This is a genomic window from Pseudochelatococcus sp. B33, assembly GCF_053570585.1.
This window is the reverse complement of record NZ_JBSEFH010000014.1, coordinates 58,778-74,474: the sequence shown is the minus strand read 5'-3', so window position 1 is coordinate 74,474 and position 15,697 is coordinate 58,778. Positions and strand designations below refer to the sequence as shown.

The 15,697-nt window shown below is 67.1% G+C and carries 13 protein-coding genes; 7 read left to right on the top strand and 6 right to left on the bottom strand.

All coding sequences use genetic code 11. From position 1 onward, the window contains the following. Positions 1 to 112: 112 nt before the first annotated feature. The 6 genes from ACUSIJ_RS16595 to ACUSIJ_RS16570 form a co-directional block, all read right to left on the bottom strand. Positions 113 to 1,000, bottom strand: a complete 888-nt coding sequence (locus tag ACUSIJ_RS16595; RefSeq protein ID WP_449309527.1) for a transglutaminase family protein — start codon at positions 998 to 1,000, stop codon at positions 113 to 115. Positions 1,001 to 1,005: 5 nt separating this feature from the next. After that, positions 1,006 to 3,219, bottom strand: a complete 2,214-nt coding sequence (locus ACUSIJ_RS16590; RefSeq protein WP_449309526.1) for a circularly permuted type 2 ATP-grasp protein — start codon at positions 3,217 to 3,219, stop codon at positions 1,006 to 1,008. Between the two features lie 17 nt (positions 3,220 to 3,236). Beyond that, a complete protein-coding gene (locus ACUSIJ_RS16585) occupies positions 3,237 to 6,626 on the bottom strand; it encodes a transglutaminase family protein (protein WP_449309525.1) in 3,390 nt (1,129 codons plus the stop codon). A gap of 200 nt (positions 6,627 to 6,826) precedes the next feature. Then, on the bottom strand, positions 6,827 to 7,564 hold the full coding sequence (locus ACUSIJ_RS16580) for a peptidase (RefSeq protein WP_449309524.1): 738 nt from the start codon (positions 7,562 to 7,564) through the stop codon (positions 6,827 to 6,829). 146 nt (positions 7,565 to 7,710) lie between these two features. After that, positions 7,711 to 8,661 (bottom strand): alpha-E domain-containing protein, encoded by a 951-nt coding sequence (locus ACUSIJ_RS16575; RefSeq protein ID WP_449309523.1) that lies wholly within the window; start codon positions 8,659 to 8,661, stop codon positions 7,711 to 7,713. 62 nt (positions 8,662 to 8,723) lie between these two features. Then, the gene (locus tag ACUSIJ_RS16570; RefSeq protein ID WP_449309522.1) at positions 8,724 to 10,145 is read right to left on the bottom strand and encodes a circularly permuted type 2 ATP-grasp protein; all 1,422 of its coding nucleotides are present in this window, start codon (positions 10,143 to 10,145) and stop codon (positions 8,724 to 8,726) included. A 138-nt stretch (positions 10,146 to 10,283) separates the two neighbouring features. Between ACUSIJ_RS16570 and ACUSIJ_RS16565 the strand changes: the two genes are divergently transcribed. The 7 genes from ACUSIJ_RS16565 (at position 10,284) to ureG (ending at position 15,643) form a co-directional block, all read left to right on the top strand. Beyond that, a complete protein-coding gene (locus ACUSIJ_RS16565) occupies positions 10,284 to 10,958 on the top strand; it encodes an urease accessory protein UreF (protein WP_449309521.1) in 675 nt (224 codons plus the stop codon). A gap of 212 nt (positions 10,959 to 11,170) precedes the next feature. Continuing rightward, a complete protein-coding gene (locus ACUSIJ_RS16560; RefSeq protein ID WP_449309520.1) occupies positions 11,171 to 12,022 on the top strand; it encodes an urease accessory protein UreD in 852 nt (283 codons plus the stop codon). Between the two features lie 31 nt (positions 12,023 to 12,053). Further along, positions 12,054 to 12,356 (top strand): urease subunit gamma, encoded by a 303-nt coding sequence (ureA, locus tag ACUSIJ_RS16555; protein WP_449309519.1) that lies wholly within the window; start codon positions 12,054 to 12,056, stop codon positions 12,354 to 12,356. 8 nt (positions 12,357 to 12,364) lie between these two features. Then, positions 12,365 to 12,676, top strand: coding sequence for an urease subunit beta (locus ACUSIJ_RS16550; RefSeq protein WP_449309518.1), 312 nt, complete (start codon positions 12,365 to 12,367; stop codon positions 12,674 to 12,676). 3 nt (positions 12,677 to 12,679) lie between these two features. Continuing rightward, a complete protein-coding gene (gene ureC, locus ACUSIJ_RS16545) occupies positions 12,680 to 14,383 on the top strand; it encodes an urease subunit alpha (protein ID WP_449309517.1) in 1,704 nt (567 codons plus the stop codon). Positions 14,384 to 14,504: 121 nt separating this feature from the next. Further along, positions 14,505 to 14,999 (top strand): urease accessory protein UreE, encoded by a 495-nt coding sequence (ureE, locus tag ACUSIJ_RS16540; protein WP_449309516.1) that lies wholly within the window; start codon positions 14,505 to 14,507, stop codon positions 14,997 to 14,999. A 14-nt stretch (positions 15,000 to 15,013) separates the two neighbouring features. Further along, entirely contained in the window at positions 15,014 to 15,643 is a 630-nt protein-coding gene (ureG, locus tag ACUSIJ_RS16535; RefSeq protein ID WP_449309515.1) for an urease accessory protein UreG, read from the top strand. Positions 15,644 to 15,697 lie beyond the last annotated feature (54 nt).

Genomic DNA, 15,697 nt, shown 5'->3' with positions numbered 1-15,697 from the left:
CGAGGTGGCGCGAAAACAGGCGGATGGCGGGTGTTGCCTAAATATTGTTCAATTTTCGGGCGGCGGCATGGCATCGTTGCCCACCGGAGAGGCGGCACTCTATCGGCGGATGTCAGCCGGCCTTCGATACGGGCCGCACGTCGACCGACTGCCGCGTGACCTGCTCTCCCACGCTGCGCATGACGCCGCGTACCGGCGCGACGTCGGCATAGTCGCGCCCGGCCGCGATCACCACGTGGTCCGACCCGGCGGGCGTGGCGTTGGTGGGGTCGTATTCCATGTATCCCGCCTGCCCGCCGCACCAGGCGCGAACCCAGGCGTGCATGGCGTCCGCCCCTTCGAGGCGCGGCCTGCCCGGCGGCGGGTCCGTGCGCAGGAAACCCGACACGTAGCCCGCCGGGATGCCTAGCGAGCGCAGGGCGACGATCATGATGTGCGTGAAATCCTGGCACACTCCCCGGCGCAGCGCGAATGCGACGGATGCCGGCGTATCCACTTCCGTTGCTTCGGGATCGTAGACCATGGCGCGATGCAATGCCTCGCCCAGCCGGATCACGGCGTTTCGGACGGCGATATCGGGTCCGACGATCGACCGGGCGAATGCGGCGATGGCGGCATCGGGCCTCGCGCGGGCGGAAGGATGGACGAGATGGCAGGGCGACAGGGGACCAAGATCGTTGACCGACGCCAGGTCGCGCGCCAGATCGGCCAATCCCGTAGGGACGCCGGCGGACGCGGGAGCGGACGAGCAGGTAACGCTGGCGTCCATCTGCAGGCGCAGGCGGGAAACGGGGTCGCGATAGGCGATCTCGACCATGTCGTTGCCGAAGAAGTCGCGCCGCTCCAGCCGCTCGTCCGGGCGCGGCGTGATCGCGAGCTCGCAGGATTCGACCGACTGGCGATGCGCGATCGAAAGCGGCGACAGGCGCAACAGATGGCGTCCCGAATCGACCGGATGCGAATATTCATAGTCGACGATGAGGCGGATATCGTATCGCATCGTCCCTACTTCAGATAGGCGGCGGCCAGCAGGTCGGAAAGCGACCGGACGCGGGCGGCGAAGTCCGCCAGTTGCGCCCTGTCGAGCGTCCCGGTGTCGGCGGTGGCGACATCGGCATGCAGGCGCATCACTGCCCGTTCGAGGTCCGTCAGCGGGGCGTCGGGCCCCGATCCCGGCAGCGCGCTGATATGGGTATAGAGCTGGCGGAGCTGGAACAGCACCGCCCGCGGATTGAGCTGGTCGAGCGCGAGGAGGTCGAGGACCGTGTCGCGGTTGGTGGCCACGGTGAAACGCCGGCGGTGGGCCATGACGCTGTCGCCGACCTCGACGAGCACGTCGAGCACCCCTTCCGGCGCATCCGGCTCGGCGAACCACGCCAGGGCGTCGACCATCGACAGGGCGCGTTCCAGCGCGCGCCCCATGCTGAGGAACCGCCATCCCATGGACTGGTACATGTTTTCGTGCACGAGGCCGGAGAAGCCGTTGATCTTGCGCAGCAGCACGCCGGTCATGTGGGCCGCGTCCGCGCCGGCCTGGATGCGTGGCGCAATCTCCCGCATGGCGCGGTCGAGATCGTCGAGCGCCATCCAGCCGTCGACCGAGAACCGCTCGCGCACCTGGGCGGCGCTCGCCAGCGCGCTCCTGATGGAGGTGGAGACGCCGCGCGGAATGCCCTGATCGGGCGGGGCCTCATAGGCCGCGAGGAACGTCGACACGTGCTGCAGCAGCGCCGATTCGGGCGTGCCGGTCTCCACCAGCCGCACGTGCCATGCGCGCAGCAAACGGATGACGAATTCCGCCCGCTCGACATACCGCCCGAGCCAGAACAGGTTTTCGGCCGCGCGCGAGGGGAGGTAGGGCGTGGTGCGCTGCGCGCCGACGGTCGCGGAGGCGACGAGGGTCTGCCTGTCGGCCGCGCCCCGGCTCATGATCCACACGTCCGCGGCGGCCCCTCCCTGCTGCATGGCGAGCGAGCCGTGGCCGCCGGAGGCGCCGATGCGGGCGAAACCGCCGGGCATGACCGCCCATCCGCTCGACGTGCGGGCGAGAAACATGCGCAGCCCGAGCCGGCGCGGGGACAACCGGCCGCCGACGAAGGCGGGCGTCGTCGAGAGCGGCGCGCTGTCGGGCGCGTGGCCGCCCGCGAGCAGCAGATCCTCACGGCGCAGCGCCTCGCAGATCCGCGGCAGCAGCGCCGAGAAGCCGGGCGCTTCCACGGCGCCCGATCCGAGCGCGTTGACCATCGTCACACCGCCCCGCCGGACGACGTTGACGAGGCCGGGAACGCCGATGCGCGACGCCTCGTCGAGTTCGAGCGGATCGGTCCATGCCGCATCGATGCGCCGCCACAGGACGGAGACCGGCTGGAGGCCGGAGATGGTGCGCACCATGACCTGTCCGTCGCGCACGGTCAGATCCTCGCCCTCCACCAGCAGGAAACCCAGATAGCGGGCGATATAGGCGTGCTCGAAATAGGTCTCGTTGTGCCGCCCCGGCGTCAGGATGGCGATGCGGCCGCCGTCGTTGCCCCGCTCGCTCTGCAGGGTATCGCGGAACGTACGGAAGAAGCCGGCCAGCCGATGGACCTGCGCCCGCGTGTAGATGTCCGAAAAGACCCGCGCGGTGGCGATGCGCGTTTCGAGCGCGAAGCCCGCCCCGGAGGGCGCCTGGGTGCGGTCGGCCAGCACCTGCCATGTCCCGTCGGCTGCGCGACCGAGGTCGAACGCCACGAAATACAGGAAATGGCCGGCGCGCGGCCTTGCGCCGACGAGCGGGCGCAGCCATTCGGGATTGCCGGCGACCAGCGCCGGCGGCAGCAGGCCCCGGGCGGCGAGACGATTGCCGTCATAGAGATCGGCGAGCACCGCCTCGAGCACCTCGGCGCGCTGGATGAGGCCGGTGGCGACGTGTTCCCATTCCGCTTCGTCCATCAGTACCGGCATGTGGCTGAGCGGCCAGTCGCGCTCGACGGACTCCGCCGCGCCGTACTGGCGATGGAACATGCCGGTTTCGCGCAGGTAGAGGTCGCCCCGCTCCATGCGCCGGGCGCGCTCGTTCTCGTCCATCCCGGCGATCCGGCCGAGCAGGTCGCTCCAGATCGAGCGCGGATTGCCGCGCTCGTCCATCATTTCATCGGGAATGCCCGGCTCGGGGCGGTAATCGCGCAGCAGATCGGCGAGCGTGTCGGCGACGGGCGCCGTGGCATCGGACGCGGGCATGCATCATATCCGTCTGTTCACGAGCCGGCGGGACGGCGCAAATCGAGCGTCATCGGGAACTCCGGATGCACCGCCTCGGCCGGCGGCCAGAACAGGCCGGGCGTATGGCCGCGCGGCTCGAAGCGGGCCAGCCGCCGCGCCTCGGCCTCGTTGCCGTTGACAGGAAATGTCTCATAGCTCCGCCCTCCCGGGTGGGCGACGTGATAGACGCACCCGCCCAGCGCCCTTCCGGACCAGGTGTCGAAGATGTCGAACGTCAGCGGCGCATCGACGGGATGCGTCGGATGCAGCGACTGGGGCGGCTTCCACGCCTTGAACCGCACGCCCGCGACGGCGATGCCGTTCGTGTCCGTCGGCGACAGCGGGACGCGCCGCCCGTTGCAGGTCACAATGTAGCGTCCCGGATCGGCCGCTTCCAGCTTCACCTGCAAGCGTTCCACCGAACTATCGGCGAAGCGCACGGTTCCACCGATGGCGCCGGTTTCGCCCAGCACGTGCCACGGCTCCAGCGCCTGCCTCAGTTCAAACCTCGCTCCCTCATAGGTGACCTCGCCGCAGAAGGGGAAGCGGAATTCGGCCTGCGCCTCGTACCATTCGCCGCGCAGGTTGAACCCGTGCCGGTCGAGGTCGGCGAGCACATCGCGAAAATCCGCCCAGACGTAGTGCGGCAGCATGAAGCGGTCATGCAGCGCCGTGCCCCAGCGGGTGCACGCGCCCTTGAGCGGATGGTGCCACAGACGGGCGATGATCGTGCGGATCAGCAGCTGCTGGGCGAGGCTCATGCGCGGATCGGGCGGCATCTCGAAGCCGCGGAACTCGACGAGGCCGAGCCTGCCCGTCGGCCCGTCCGGCGAGTACAGCTTGTCGATGCAGATCTCGGCCCGATGGGTGTTGCCGGTGACGTCGATCAGCAGGTTGCGCAGCAGCCGGTCGACGAACCATGGCGGCGGCGTCTTCCCGGCATCCGGCGCGGGGATCTGCGCGAGCGCGATTTCGAGCTCGTACAGGCTGTCGTGCCGCGCCTCGTCGATGCGCGGCGCCTGCGATGTCGGACCGATGAACAGCCCCGAGAACAGATAGGACAGCGACGGATGACGCTGCCAGTAGAGGATGAGGCCGGCCAGCAGATCGGGGCGGCGCAGGAAAGGGCTGTCGAGCGGGGTCGCGCCCCCGACGACGACATGGTTGCCCCCGCCCGTGCCGGTGTGCTTGCCGTCGATCATGAACTTGTCCGCGCCGAGCCGCGAGAAGCGCGCTTCCTCGTAGATGCCCTGCGTGATGGCGACGCATTCCTCCCAGGATGCGGCGGGGTGGACGTTCACCTCGATCACGCCGGGGTCGGGGGCGACGCGGATCACGTTGAGCCGCGGATCGTGCGGCGGCGCGTAGCCTTCGAGGTGCACCGGCAGGCCGGTGCGCTCGGCCGCGGCTTCGGCGGCGGCGGCGAGTTCGAGATAGTCCTCCACCTTCGCCACCGGCGGCAGGAACACGCACAGCCGGTCGCCGCGCGGCTCGACGGAGACGGCGGTGCGCACGACGCCGTCGATCTGCGACAGATGCTGCTCGACAATCGTCTGCCCTGCTTCGGCGGCCGCGAAATGGGCCACGGCCTGCTGCCGCGGCGCCGGGGATGCCTCGTCGCCGTCGGCTTCGGCGCGCGCATCGGTGTCGGGCAGCGAGCCGCGCGGTTCCGTCGGGTCGGCGGGGATGATGTGAGGATAGCGCGCCTCCGGCACGAAAGGGAGCGCGCCGAGCGGCAGGCGGTAGCCGACGGGGCTGTCGCCGGGCACGAGAAAGAGGTGCCCGCGCCGCGTCTGCCACTTTTCCGACAGCCAGCCCGAACCCGCCTTTCCCGAAGCCGCCTTTCCCGAAGCCGCCTTGCCCTGCCAGCGCTGCACCGGCAGCACGAACCCCTTGGGGGATGTCAGGCCGTGGCTGAAGACGGAGGCGATGCGGTGGCGTTCCTCCGGGTCCTTCAGGCGGGAATCGGCCGGCGTGACGTTCTCGGGCAGCTTCGCTTCCCTGAGCAGCCATTCCGCCGGATCCTCGAAAGCCGGAGCGACGAAATCCGCCGCCAGGCCCAGTTCGCCCGCGAAGGCGACGAGGTATCGCTCGGCGTCGCCCGGCTCGAAGCCGGCGGTTTCCTTCTCCACCGCCGGCGCCTCGGGGGCGACCAGGCCGGCGTCGCGCCACACGGGCTTGCCGTCGCGCCGCCAGTAGAGCGAGAAGGTCCAGCGCGGCAGGCTCTCGCCGGGATACCATTTCCCCTGTCCGTAATGCAGCAGGCCGCCGGGCGCGAAGCGGTCGCGCAGCCGCCGGATCAGGTTGTCGGCCAGCGCCCGCTTGGCCGGGCCGACGGCGGCGCTGTTCCATTCCTCGCTCTCGAAGTCGTCGATGGAGACGAAGGTCGGCTCGCCGCCCATCGTCAGCCGGACGTCGCCCGCTTCGAGGATCGCGTCCACCTTCCGGCCCTCGGCGTCGAGCGCCTGCCAGCTTTCCTCCGGGAAGGGCTTCGTGATGCGCGGATGCTCGGCGACGCGCATGACCTGCATGTCGAAGGAAAAATCGACCTCGGCATAGCTCGCGGCGCCGGAGACGGGCGCCGCATTGCGGTAGTGGGGCGTCGCCGCGAGCGGGATATGGCTTTCGCCCGCCAGCAGGCCGGAGGTGGGGTCGAGCCCGATCCAGCCCGCGCCGGGAATGTAGGCTTCCGCCCAGGCATGCAGATCGGTGAAATCGTGCTCGGTGCCGGGCGGACCGTCGAGCGACACCAGATCGGGCTTGAGCTGGATCAGGTAGCCCGAGACGAAACGCGCGGCGATGCCCAGACGGCGCAGCACCTGCACGAGCAGCCAGCTCGAATCCCGGCACGAGCCCGTGCCGCGCGTCAAGGTTTCCTCGGGCGTCTGCACGCCGGGCTCCATGCGGATGACGTAGCCGATCTCCGATGCGATGCGGCGGTTGAGCGCGACGAGGAAATCGGTGGTGCGCGCGCGGTCACGCGGAATGGTGGCGAGAAAGGCCTCGAAAAGCCTGCCTTCGGGCTCCACCGTGAGATAGATCGACAGATCCTCCGCGATCTCCGGCGGATAGGGGAACGGCCAGTGTTCCGCCGTCTCCTCGACGAAGAAGTCGAAGGGGTTGTAGACCGTCATGTCCGCAACGAGATCGACCTCGATGCGCAATTCCCGCACCGGCTCCGGGAACACGAAACGGGCCAGCCAGTTGCCATAGGCGTCCTGCTGGTGATTGACGAAATGCGGCTGCGGCCCGACCTTCAGCGCGTGCGAGACGACCCGCGTGCGGCTGTGCGGGGCAGGGCGCAGCCGGATGACCTGCGGCCCCAGCGTAACCGGACGGTCGTACCTGTAGTGCGTCAGATGGCGGATGGCAGCCTTGATGCTCATCGTGAGCTTCCCTTTCGAGGTTGACCGGGCCGGAGCCGACCGTCTCGCTCCGGCCGTCTCATCCGGAAAAGCAAGGCGCATGCCAACAGTTGAGCATGCCGAAGTTGAGCATGCCGACACTCGGGTGAGCGTTTCCCGTCCAGCCGGGGAACGGGAAACGCGCCGGGCTGGTTAAAAGTTGGGCAGAATGCCGCGGGTGGCTAGAAATAGGGCGGGGCGGGAATGGCCTTGTGGGCCGCCCTGAGCGCGGCGGACCAGCGGTCGCTGAGATCGCGGAAATAGGGATCGTCGGCTTCGACGCGATAGGTTGTCTCGGGCGCGAGCGCCCCCCGCCGCACCGTCACCAGATCCAGCGGCAGCCCGACGCCGATGTTGGACCGCAAGGTCGAATCCATTGAGATGAGGCCGAGCTTCACCGCCTCGTGCAGGCCGGTCTTGAAGGTGATCGAGCGGTCGAGTATCGGCTTGCCGTACTTGTGTTCGCCGATCTGCAGAAACGGCGTCTCCTGCCCGCACTCGATGAAGTTGCCGGCGGCGTAGATCATGAAGAGGCGCAGGTCCTCGCCGGCGACCTGCCCGCCGAGAAGGAAGGTGACGTCGGCCGCGACGTTGGCCCGCGCGAGCGCCTCGCCCTGTTCCGCGTTGAGCTGCTGCACGGCGCGGCCGATGAGCTGCGCCGCATGGAATGTCGATGGCATGTCGATGAGCCGCTCGCGCTCACCGGTCTGCGGATGCACAAGCCCTTCCTGCAGCAGGTTGATGACGGATTGCGATATGGACAGGTTGCCGGCGGTGGCGATGATGAAGATCTTTTCGCCGGGAACCGGAAACAGGCGCAGCTTGCGGTATGTCGAGACATTGTCGACCCCCGCATTGGTGCGCGTGTCGGCGATCATGACCAATCCGTCCTCGACGCATATGCCAACGCAATAAGTCATCCTGATCGCTCCGTCGTGATGTCCTCGCGCCGAAGGGCGTGCCACGGGGCCGCTTTCGTGCGCGTTCGTTCGTGCGCCGTTTATACGTCCGGCGCGACGTTTCGGCAAAGTGCGTCCGGCCCGGTCCGGGACGGGGTCTCGTGGCGTCAGGCGGTCAGTTGCAGATATTGCTGCGCGATCACGCCGCCGAGCTTGTTGTTGCGGCCGATGAAGCCGGTGATGAACTCGTGCAGCCCCTCCTGGAAAAGCCGCTCGACGCACCGCATGCGCAGTTCGGCGAGCGTCTCCTTCGCGATCTTTTGGGAATCGCCGGATTCGTCGTACATGTCCGCCAGCAGATCGAGGTATCGCACGAGCACCTCATAGCAGCTCGCCAGCGATCGCGGCATCTGGTGGTTGAGGATGAGAAGGTCCGCGACGAGCCACGGTTTGATGCTTTCCCGATAGACCCAGTGATAGGCCGTCAGCGCCGAAACCTCGCGCAGGATCGTGGTCCACTGGAAATAGTCGAGGCCGCCGCCGACGGCTTCGTTGGCGGGAAGCAGCAGATGGTACTTGACGTCGAGGATACGCGCCGTGTTGTCGGCCCGTTCGATCGAACCGCCGATGCGCATGAAATAGTAGGCGTCGTTGCGCAGCATGGTGCGATGCGCCGCGCCCTCGAAGCTCTGCGCGACGTTCTTCACCCAGGAAATGAAGCGGACGAACTGGTCCCTGTCCATCTCCCGCCCGGCGCCGTTCTTGAGCTCGAGCCAGGCATCGTTGATGACCTCCCACATCTCGCTGGTCAGCGCGGTGCGCACGGCGCGGGCATTGTTGCGCGCCGTCATCAGGCAGTTGCTGATGGACGACGGATTGGCCGGATTGAAGGCGATGAACTCGCGTACCGTCCATTCATCGACGCGGTCGTAAAGCGTCCGGAAGAACTGCGCGCCGCCGGCCGAGGCGATGGCCCCGTCCCACGCGCTCCCCTTGCCCGCATAGCTCGCGGGCAGGGATGCCAGCCGCATGCAGGCATCCAGAATTCGGGCCTGAAAATCGGCGCGCTCCAGATAACGAGCGCTCCAGTAAATATTCTCCGCCGTTCTAGACAACATTAGCGCCACCCATGATGACAATAGTTTTGTGTATCGTTACTTTTGGCGATCAATGAACTCTATTAGTCATCAAGAATCCATGTGTCCTTGGTGCCGCCGCCCTGGCTGGAGTTGACGATGAGCGAGCCGTTCTTGAGCGCGACGCGCGTCAGTCCGCCGGGAACCACCTGGATTCCGTCCGCCCCGGAGAGTACGAACGGGCGCAGGTCGACGTGGCGCGGCGCCACGCCGGAGGCCACGAAGGTCGGACAGGTCGAGAGCGCCAGCGTCGGCTGGGCGATGAACTTGTCCGGCGCGTGCTGCAGTTTCCTGCGGAACTGCTCGATCTCGGCGCGCGTCGCGGCGGGTCCCACGAGCATGCCGTAGCCTCCCGAGCCGTTCACCTCCTTGACGACCAGTTCCGGCAGATGGTCGAGCACGTAGGACAGCGCTTCCGGCTCGCGGCAGCGCCAGGTCGGGACGTTGCCCAGCAGCGGCTCCTCGCCGGTGAAGAAGCGGATGATGTCTGGCATGTAGCTGTAGATGGCCTTGTCGTCGGCGACGCCCGTTCCCACCGCGTTCGTCAGGGTGACGTTTCCGGCGAGGTAGGCGTCCATCAGTCCGGGCACGCCCAGAATGGAGTCCGTCCTGAAGGCGAGGGGGTCGAGAAAATCGTCGTCGATGCGCCTGTAGATTACGTCGACCCGCCGCAGGCCCTGTGTCGTGCGCATGTAGATCACGTCGTCGCGCACCATCAGATCGCTGCCTTCCACCAGTTCGACCCCGAGCTTGTCGGCGAGGAACGAGTGCTCGTAGAAGGCGGAGTTGTATTGTCCGGGCGTCAGCAGCACGATCGTCGGATTGGCGGACGCCCCGGCCGGCGCGATGGACTGCAACGTCGCCAGCAGCGCTTCGGGATACACTTCCACGGGCGCGATCCGATGGCAGGCGAAAAGCTCCGGGAACAGCCGCATCATCGCTTCGCGGTTCTCCAGCATGTAGGAGACGCCGGACGGCGTGCGGACGTTGTCTTCCAGCACGTAGAATGTGTCTTCACTGACCCGCACGATGTCGATGCCGGCGATATGGACATAGAGATTGTGCGGCACGGCGCATCCGGCCATTCTCGGCGAATAGCCCGGATTGTTGTAGATCAGCTCGGCAGGAACGATGCCGGCCCGGACGCATTCGCCCGCGCCGTATACGTCCGCCAGAAACATGTTCAGGGCCGTGACGCGCTGCCGCAGGCCTTTTTCGAGGGCTGTCCACTCGGTGCGCCGCAGGATGCGCGGAATGATGTCGAAGGGAATGATGCGCTCGTTGGCTTCCGCCTCGCCATAGACGGAAAACGTGATCCCGATGCGCCTGAAGAACAGTTCCGCCTGGCTGCGGCGCACGGCGAACTGCTCGCAGGTCGTCGTCTCCAGCCAGCGCCGCAGATCCTCGTAAGGCGCCCTTGTTCCGCTCTCGCCCGGAAGACCGTACATTTCGTCGAAAGCCACCATCGCATCCCTCCATAGTGATCGCGCCGTCGCGCATCGACGGCACAGACCAAGCAAGAGGCGCGCCAGATGCCGGATTGCCGGCGACATGCCCGGCAATCCGCGCTACGCTTCATCGGTCCCTTTCAGCATCGGTCGAGAATGAATTCCGATTGTCCCCCTCCGATCCACCTGCTGCGCCTCGTCAGTCCGACCTTGCCCACCGGCGCCTTCTCCTACTCGCGCGGGCTCGAATCGGCGGTGCATCATGGTTGGGTCACGAATGAAGCACAAGCCGCCGCATGGATATACGGCACGCTGGAACACTCCTTCGCCAGGATCGACGGCCCGCTTTTCCTGTGCATGACGGCGGCGCTGCGCCGTGGCGATGCCGATGCCTTCGTCGTGGCCGACGACTGGGTGCAGGCGAGCCGCGAGAGCCGCGAACTCCAGATGGAGGACAGGCTCATGGGCGACGCCCTGCGTCGGTTGCTGGTCGATCTGGACATCGCGGCGGTTCGCCCTTTCCGGGAGCGGGCGATCAGCTTTCCGGCCGGCTTCGCCCTCGCGGCCCATCATTGGCGGATCGAACCCCGGGCGGCGCTGACGGGGCTGCTCTGGATGGTGGTGGAGGGGCAGGTGTCGGCGGCGATCCGTCTGGTGCCGCTCGGCCAGACCACCGGCCAGCGCATCCTGATCGGCGCCGTCGACGTCATCGGCCATTGCGCCCGCATCGCCGAAAGCACGCCCGATGACGAGATCGGCAATACGGCCGTCGGCATGGCGATGGCGAGCGCCTGGCACGAACACCAGCACAGCCGGCTGTTCCGCTCCTGATCGCGGCCGGCGCAAGATGTCCGGGCGCCGTGTCGCCGGGCGGCGAATACCGCTTGCCAATGCCCCGCCATCGCGTCAAATAGTCCGGAAAGTGCATCCGCTGAGGCAGTTGCTTAAAAATAAGGCATATGGAGCAGAATGTTACCTGATGCCGGCAATGGCGCCAGCCTGTGACGAAGGGTTGTTCCGGCGATGCTGCGGAAGGCGGGTTGATGGACGTCGCGTGCGATGGCGCCGTGTCGCGTCGCTGGAAGGGCGAGCTGGAACTGTGGTTCGATGCGGCGGCGCCCGGGCGGACGCGGCTTTTCCGTCGCCGCCACGAGGGGCCGCTTGCTGTCCAGCGGCCGTTCTATCCCGAGGCCGACGGCACCTGTCATGTCTATCTGCTGCATCCGCCCGGCGGGGTTGCCGGCGGCGACGAGCTGAATATCATGCTGCATCTGGATGAAGGCACGCGGTGCGTGCTGACGACGCCGGGCGCGACCAAATTCTATCGCACGGCGTCCGCGCGCGCCGTCCAGCGCAGCGTCGTCGACATCGCCGACGGCGCCGTCTGCGAGTACCTGCCGCAGGAGGCCATCGTGTTCGACGGCGCCGACGCCGCAATCGAAACGGGCGTGACACTGCATGGCGACGCGGCCTATATCGGCTGGGACTTCATCTGCCTCGGCCGCCCGGCGGCGCGGGAGCTGTTCGGCAGCGGGGCCGTCACGCAGCGCGTCGAGATCAGGCGCGGCGGCCGGAAAATCTGGTTCGAGCGCTTGCGCGTGAGCGGCGGTTCGCCGCTGCTGGAGGCCCGCTACGCCTTCGCCGGGCAGCCTGTCTGCGGCACCATGGTCTATGCCGGCCCCTTGCGCGAGGGACTGGACGCGGCGGTCCGGCGGGAGATCGGAGAGGCTGGCGGGTCCCGGTTCTCGGTCAGCCAGCTGGCCGAGGCCGTCGTCTGCCGCTATCTCGGCCCTCAGGCCGAGGAGGGGAAAGCGCTCTTCACGCGCGCTTGGCACGCGCTTCGCATGGCGACGCAGCGCAAGCCGGCAAGCGCGCCGAGAATATGGGCAACGTGATGCATTCGGGCGACATGATGGGGACCTCCTGATGGAACTGCTACCGCGCGAGAAAGACAAGCTGCTGATCTTCACGGCCGCGCTGCTGGCCGAGCGCCGCCTGGCGCGCGGCGTCAAGCTCAACTATCCCGAGGTCGTCGCCTATATCTCCGCCGCCATCATGGAGGGCGCCCGCGAGGGCAGGACCGTGGCGGAGCTCATGTCCCACGGCGCGACCCTGCTGACGCGCGACGATGTCATGGAAGGCGTCCCCGAGATGATCCACGACATCCAGGTGGAAGCGACCTTCCCCGACGGCACCAAGCTCGTCACCGTCCACAACCCCATTCCGTGAGGTGCGCCATGATTCCGGGTGAATTCTTGATCGGCGAAGGCACGCTCGAACTCAATGCGGGCCGGGAAGTGCGTCGTATCAAGGTCGCGAATGCCGGCGACCGGCCGATCCAGGTCGGCTCCCACTACCATTTCTACGAGACGAACGATGCCCTGATCTTCGATCGGGAGGCGACGCGCGGCTTCCGCCTCAACATTCCGGCCGGGACAGCGGTCCGGTTCGAGCCCGGTCAGGAGCGCAGCGTCGAGATCGTCGCGCTCGCCGGGGAGCGGACCGTCTACGGCTTCGCGGCCAGGGTCATGGGCAAGCTGGAGGGCTGAGGCATGGCGACGATCGCACGCAGGGCATACGCGGACCTCTACGGCCCGACCAAGGGCGACAGGGTGCGGCTTGCCGATACCGATCTCATCATCGAGGTGGAGGAGGATCGCACGACCTACGGCGAGGAGGTCACGTTCGGCGGCGGCAAGGTCATCCGCGACGGCATGGGCCAGAGCCAGCGCGGGGCGGCGGAAACGGTCGACCTCGTCATCACCAACGCCGTCATCGTCGACCACTGGGGCATCGTCAAGGCCGACGTGGGCATCAAGGACGGCCGCATCGCCGGCATCGGCAAGGCGGGCAATCCCGATATCCAGCCCAACGTCGACATCGTCATCGGACCGGGCACGGACGTGATCGCCGGCGAAGGCAAGATCCTGACGGCGGGCGCCATCGACACGCACATTCACTTCATCTGCCCCCAGCAGGCCGACGAAGCCCTGGCGAGCGGCACGACCACGCTGATCGGCGGCGGCACCGGCCCGTCGGTCGGCACGCTGGCGACCACCGTGACGCCCGGCCCGTGGAACATTCACCGGATGCTCGAGGCGATCGAGGACCTGCCGGTCAATGTCGGCCTGCTCGGCAAGGGCAACGCCAGCCTGCCGGAGCCCCTGCACGAGCAGATCCGCGCCGGCGTCATGGGGCTGAAGCTGCACGAGGACTGGGGCACCACCCCCGCCGCCATCGACAACTGCCTGTCGGTGGCGGATCTGGAGGACGTGCAGGTCGCCATCCACACCGATACGCTGAACGAGAGCGGCTTCGTCAGGGATACTTTCGCGGCGATGAAGGGCCGCGCCATCCACAGCTTCCATACCGAGGGCGCCGGCGGCGGCCATGCGCCGGACATCATCACCGCCTGCGGGCAGGACAACATCCTGCCCGCCTCCACCAATCCGACGCGCCCCTACACCGTCAACACCATCGACGAGCATCTGGACATGCTGATGGTCTGCCATCACCTGAGCTCCCGGATTCCCGAAGACGTGGCCTTCGCCGAGTCGCGCATCCGCAAGGAGACGATCGCGGCCGAGGACATTCTCCACGATCTCGGCGCCTTCAGCATCATGTCGTCGGATTCGCAGGCCATGGGCCGCATCGGCGAGACCGCGCTGCGCTGCTGGCAGACCGCCCACAAGATGAAGGTCCAGCGCGGCCCCCTGCCGGAGGACGGGAACGGCAACGACAATTTTCGCGTCCGGCGCTACGTCGCGAAGTACACCATCAACCCGGCGATCACCCACGGCATCGCCCATGAGATCGGGTCGGTCGAAGTCGGCAAGCGCGCCGATCTGGTGTTGTGGAAGCCGGCCTTCTTCGGCGTCAAGCCGGCGCTGGTCACGATCGGCGGCATGATCGCGGCCGCACCCATGGGCGATCCGAACGCCTCCATCTCGACCCCGCAGCCGGTGCACTACCGGCCGATGTTCGGCGTGCTGGGCCGGGCGCGAAAGACGACGGGCGTCACCTTCGTGTCGAAAGCGTCCCTCGATGACGGCATCGGCGAGAGGCTCGGGCTGCAGAAGGCGCTCGCGGCCGTGCGCGGCACGCGCGACATCCGCAAGAAGGACCTGATCCACAACAGCCTCACGCCCCGCATCGAGGTCGATCCGCAGACCTATGAGGTGCGCGTCGACGGGCAGCTCATTACCTGCGAACCGGCCGAGGTGCTGCCGATGGCCCAGCGCTACTTTCTGTTCTAGAGCGGGTTGCATAATTGTCGAACCAGGGTCCGTTGCGCAACCCGCTCTCATTTCTATCGTTTTTCGCTACTTGCGTTTAATTTGATGCTCAAATTAAACGCAAACTGCTTTAGAGGCTGACATGCTCCGGGTTACTGCACACAACCATGCCGGCCGGTATCAGGGCACGCCGTTCGACACCGTCGTTCTCGCCCACGACGAACGGCACCTGCGGCGCAAGACGCTGACCCTGCGGCAGGGAGAACAGGTGCTGGTCGATCTGCCCGAGGCGGTCGCGTTCCGCCACGGCGACGTGCTCGTTCTGGAGGACGGCCGGCTCGCCGAAATCGTCGCGGCGGAGGAAGCGCTCTACGAGGTGCGCCCGCGCGACGGGCTGCACCTCGCCGAGCTCGCCTGGCATCTCGGCAACCGCCACCTGCCGGCGCAGATCGAGGAGGACCGCATCCTCATCCTGCGCGACCATGTCATCCGGGCGATGCTGGAAGGGCTCGGCGCGCGGGTGAGCGAGATCGTCGAACGGTTCCAGCCGGTGCGCGGCGCCTATCACGGCGGCCATTCCCATGCCCATGATCATGCACATTCCCATGCGCATGATCACCATCATCGTCACGACTGAAGCGGGGAACGGCCATGACGTCACCCAACGGCCCTTTGCGCATCGGCATCGGCGGTCCGGTCGGTTCGGGCAAGACCACCGTCACCGAGGTGCTGTGCAAGGCCCTGCGCGGCCGCTATTCGGTCGCCGTCGTCACCAACGACATCTATACCAAGGAGGATGCCCTCATCCTCAGCCGTCTTCAGGCGCTGCCCGAGGATCGCATCATCGGTGTCGAGACGGGCGGCTGTCCACACACCGCCATTCGCGAGGACGCGACCATCAACCTGCAGGCCATCGCGGAACTGACGCAACGCCACCCCGATCTCGATATCGTCTTCGTCGAATCCGGCGGCGACAATCTGGCGGCGACCTTCTCGCCGGATCTCGCCGACCTGACGATCTACGTCATCTCCGTCTGCCAGGGCGAGAAGATCCCGCGCAAGGGCGGGCCGGGCATCACGCGCTCCGACCTGCTCATCATCAACAAGAAGGACCTTGCTCCCCATGTCGGCGCGGATCTCGGCGTGATGGACAGCGACGCCAGAGCCCAGCGCGGCAGCAAGCCGTATGTCTTCACCGACATGCTTCGCCGCGACGGCGTCGACGCCGTCGTCGCCTTCATCGAGCGGGCAGGGGGGCTGACAGCGGCTGCGTCAGCCTGAACGGCGGGGCGGGTCACCTTCCAAAGTGTTTTCAAGCAAAGTGGATACCGGTTT

Excerpts from the sequence above, each read along its gene's own strand:
- ACUSIJ_RS16575 (WP_449309523.1), bottom strand. The coding sequence starts at position 8,661 with ATGTTGTCTAGAACGGCGGAGAATATTTACTGGAGCGCTCGTTATCTG.
- ACUSIJ_RS16550 (WP_449309518.1), top strand. The coding sequence starts at position 12,365 with ATGATTCCGGGTGAATTCTTGATCGGCGAAGGCACGCTCGAACTCAAT.
- ACUSIJ_RS16565 (WP_449309521.1), top strand. The coding sequence starts at position 10,284 with ATGAATTCCGATTGTCCCCCTCCGATCCACCTGCTGCGCCTCGTCAGT.
- ACUSIJ_RS16570 (WP_449309522.1), bottom strand. The coding sequence starts at position 10,145 with ATGGTGGCTTTCGACGAAATGTACGGTCTTCCGGGCGAGAGCGGAACA.
- ureA (WP_449309519.1), top strand. The coding sequence starts at position 12,054 with ATGGAACTGCTACCGCGCGAGAAAGACAAGCTGCTGATCTTCACGGCC.
- ureC (WP_449309517.1), top strand. The coding sequence starts at position 12,680 with ATGGCGACGATCGCACGCAGGGCATACGCGGACCTCTACGGCCCGACC.
- ureG (WP_449309515.1), top strand. The coding sequence starts at position 15,014 with ATGACGTCACCCAACGGCCCTTTGCGCATCGGCATCGGCGGTCCGGTC.
- ureE (WP_449309516.1), top strand. The coding sequence starts at position 14,505 with ATGCTCCGGGTTACTGCACACAACCATGCCGGCCGGTATCAGGGCACG.
- ACUSIJ_RS16585 (WP_449309525.1), bottom strand. The coding sequence starts at position 6,626 with ATGAGCATCAAGGCTGCCATCCGCCATCTGACGCACTACAGGTACGAC.
- ACUSIJ_RS16590 (WP_449309526.1), bottom strand. The coding sequence starts at position 3,219 with ATGCCCGCGTCCGATGCCACGGCGCCCGTCGCCGACACGCTCGCCGAT.
- ACUSIJ_RS16580 (WP_449309524.1), bottom strand. The coding sequence starts at position 7,564 with ATGACTTATTGCGTTGGCATATGCGTCGAGGACGGATTGGTCATGATC.
- ACUSIJ_RS16560 (WP_449309520.1), top strand. The coding sequence starts at position 11,171 with ATGGACGTCGCGTGCGATGGCGCCGTGTCGCGTCGCTGGAAGGGCGAG.
- ACUSIJ_RS16595 (WP_449309527.1), bottom strand. The coding sequence starts at position 1,000 with ATGCGATACGATATCCGCCTCATCGTCGACTATGAATATTCGCATCCG.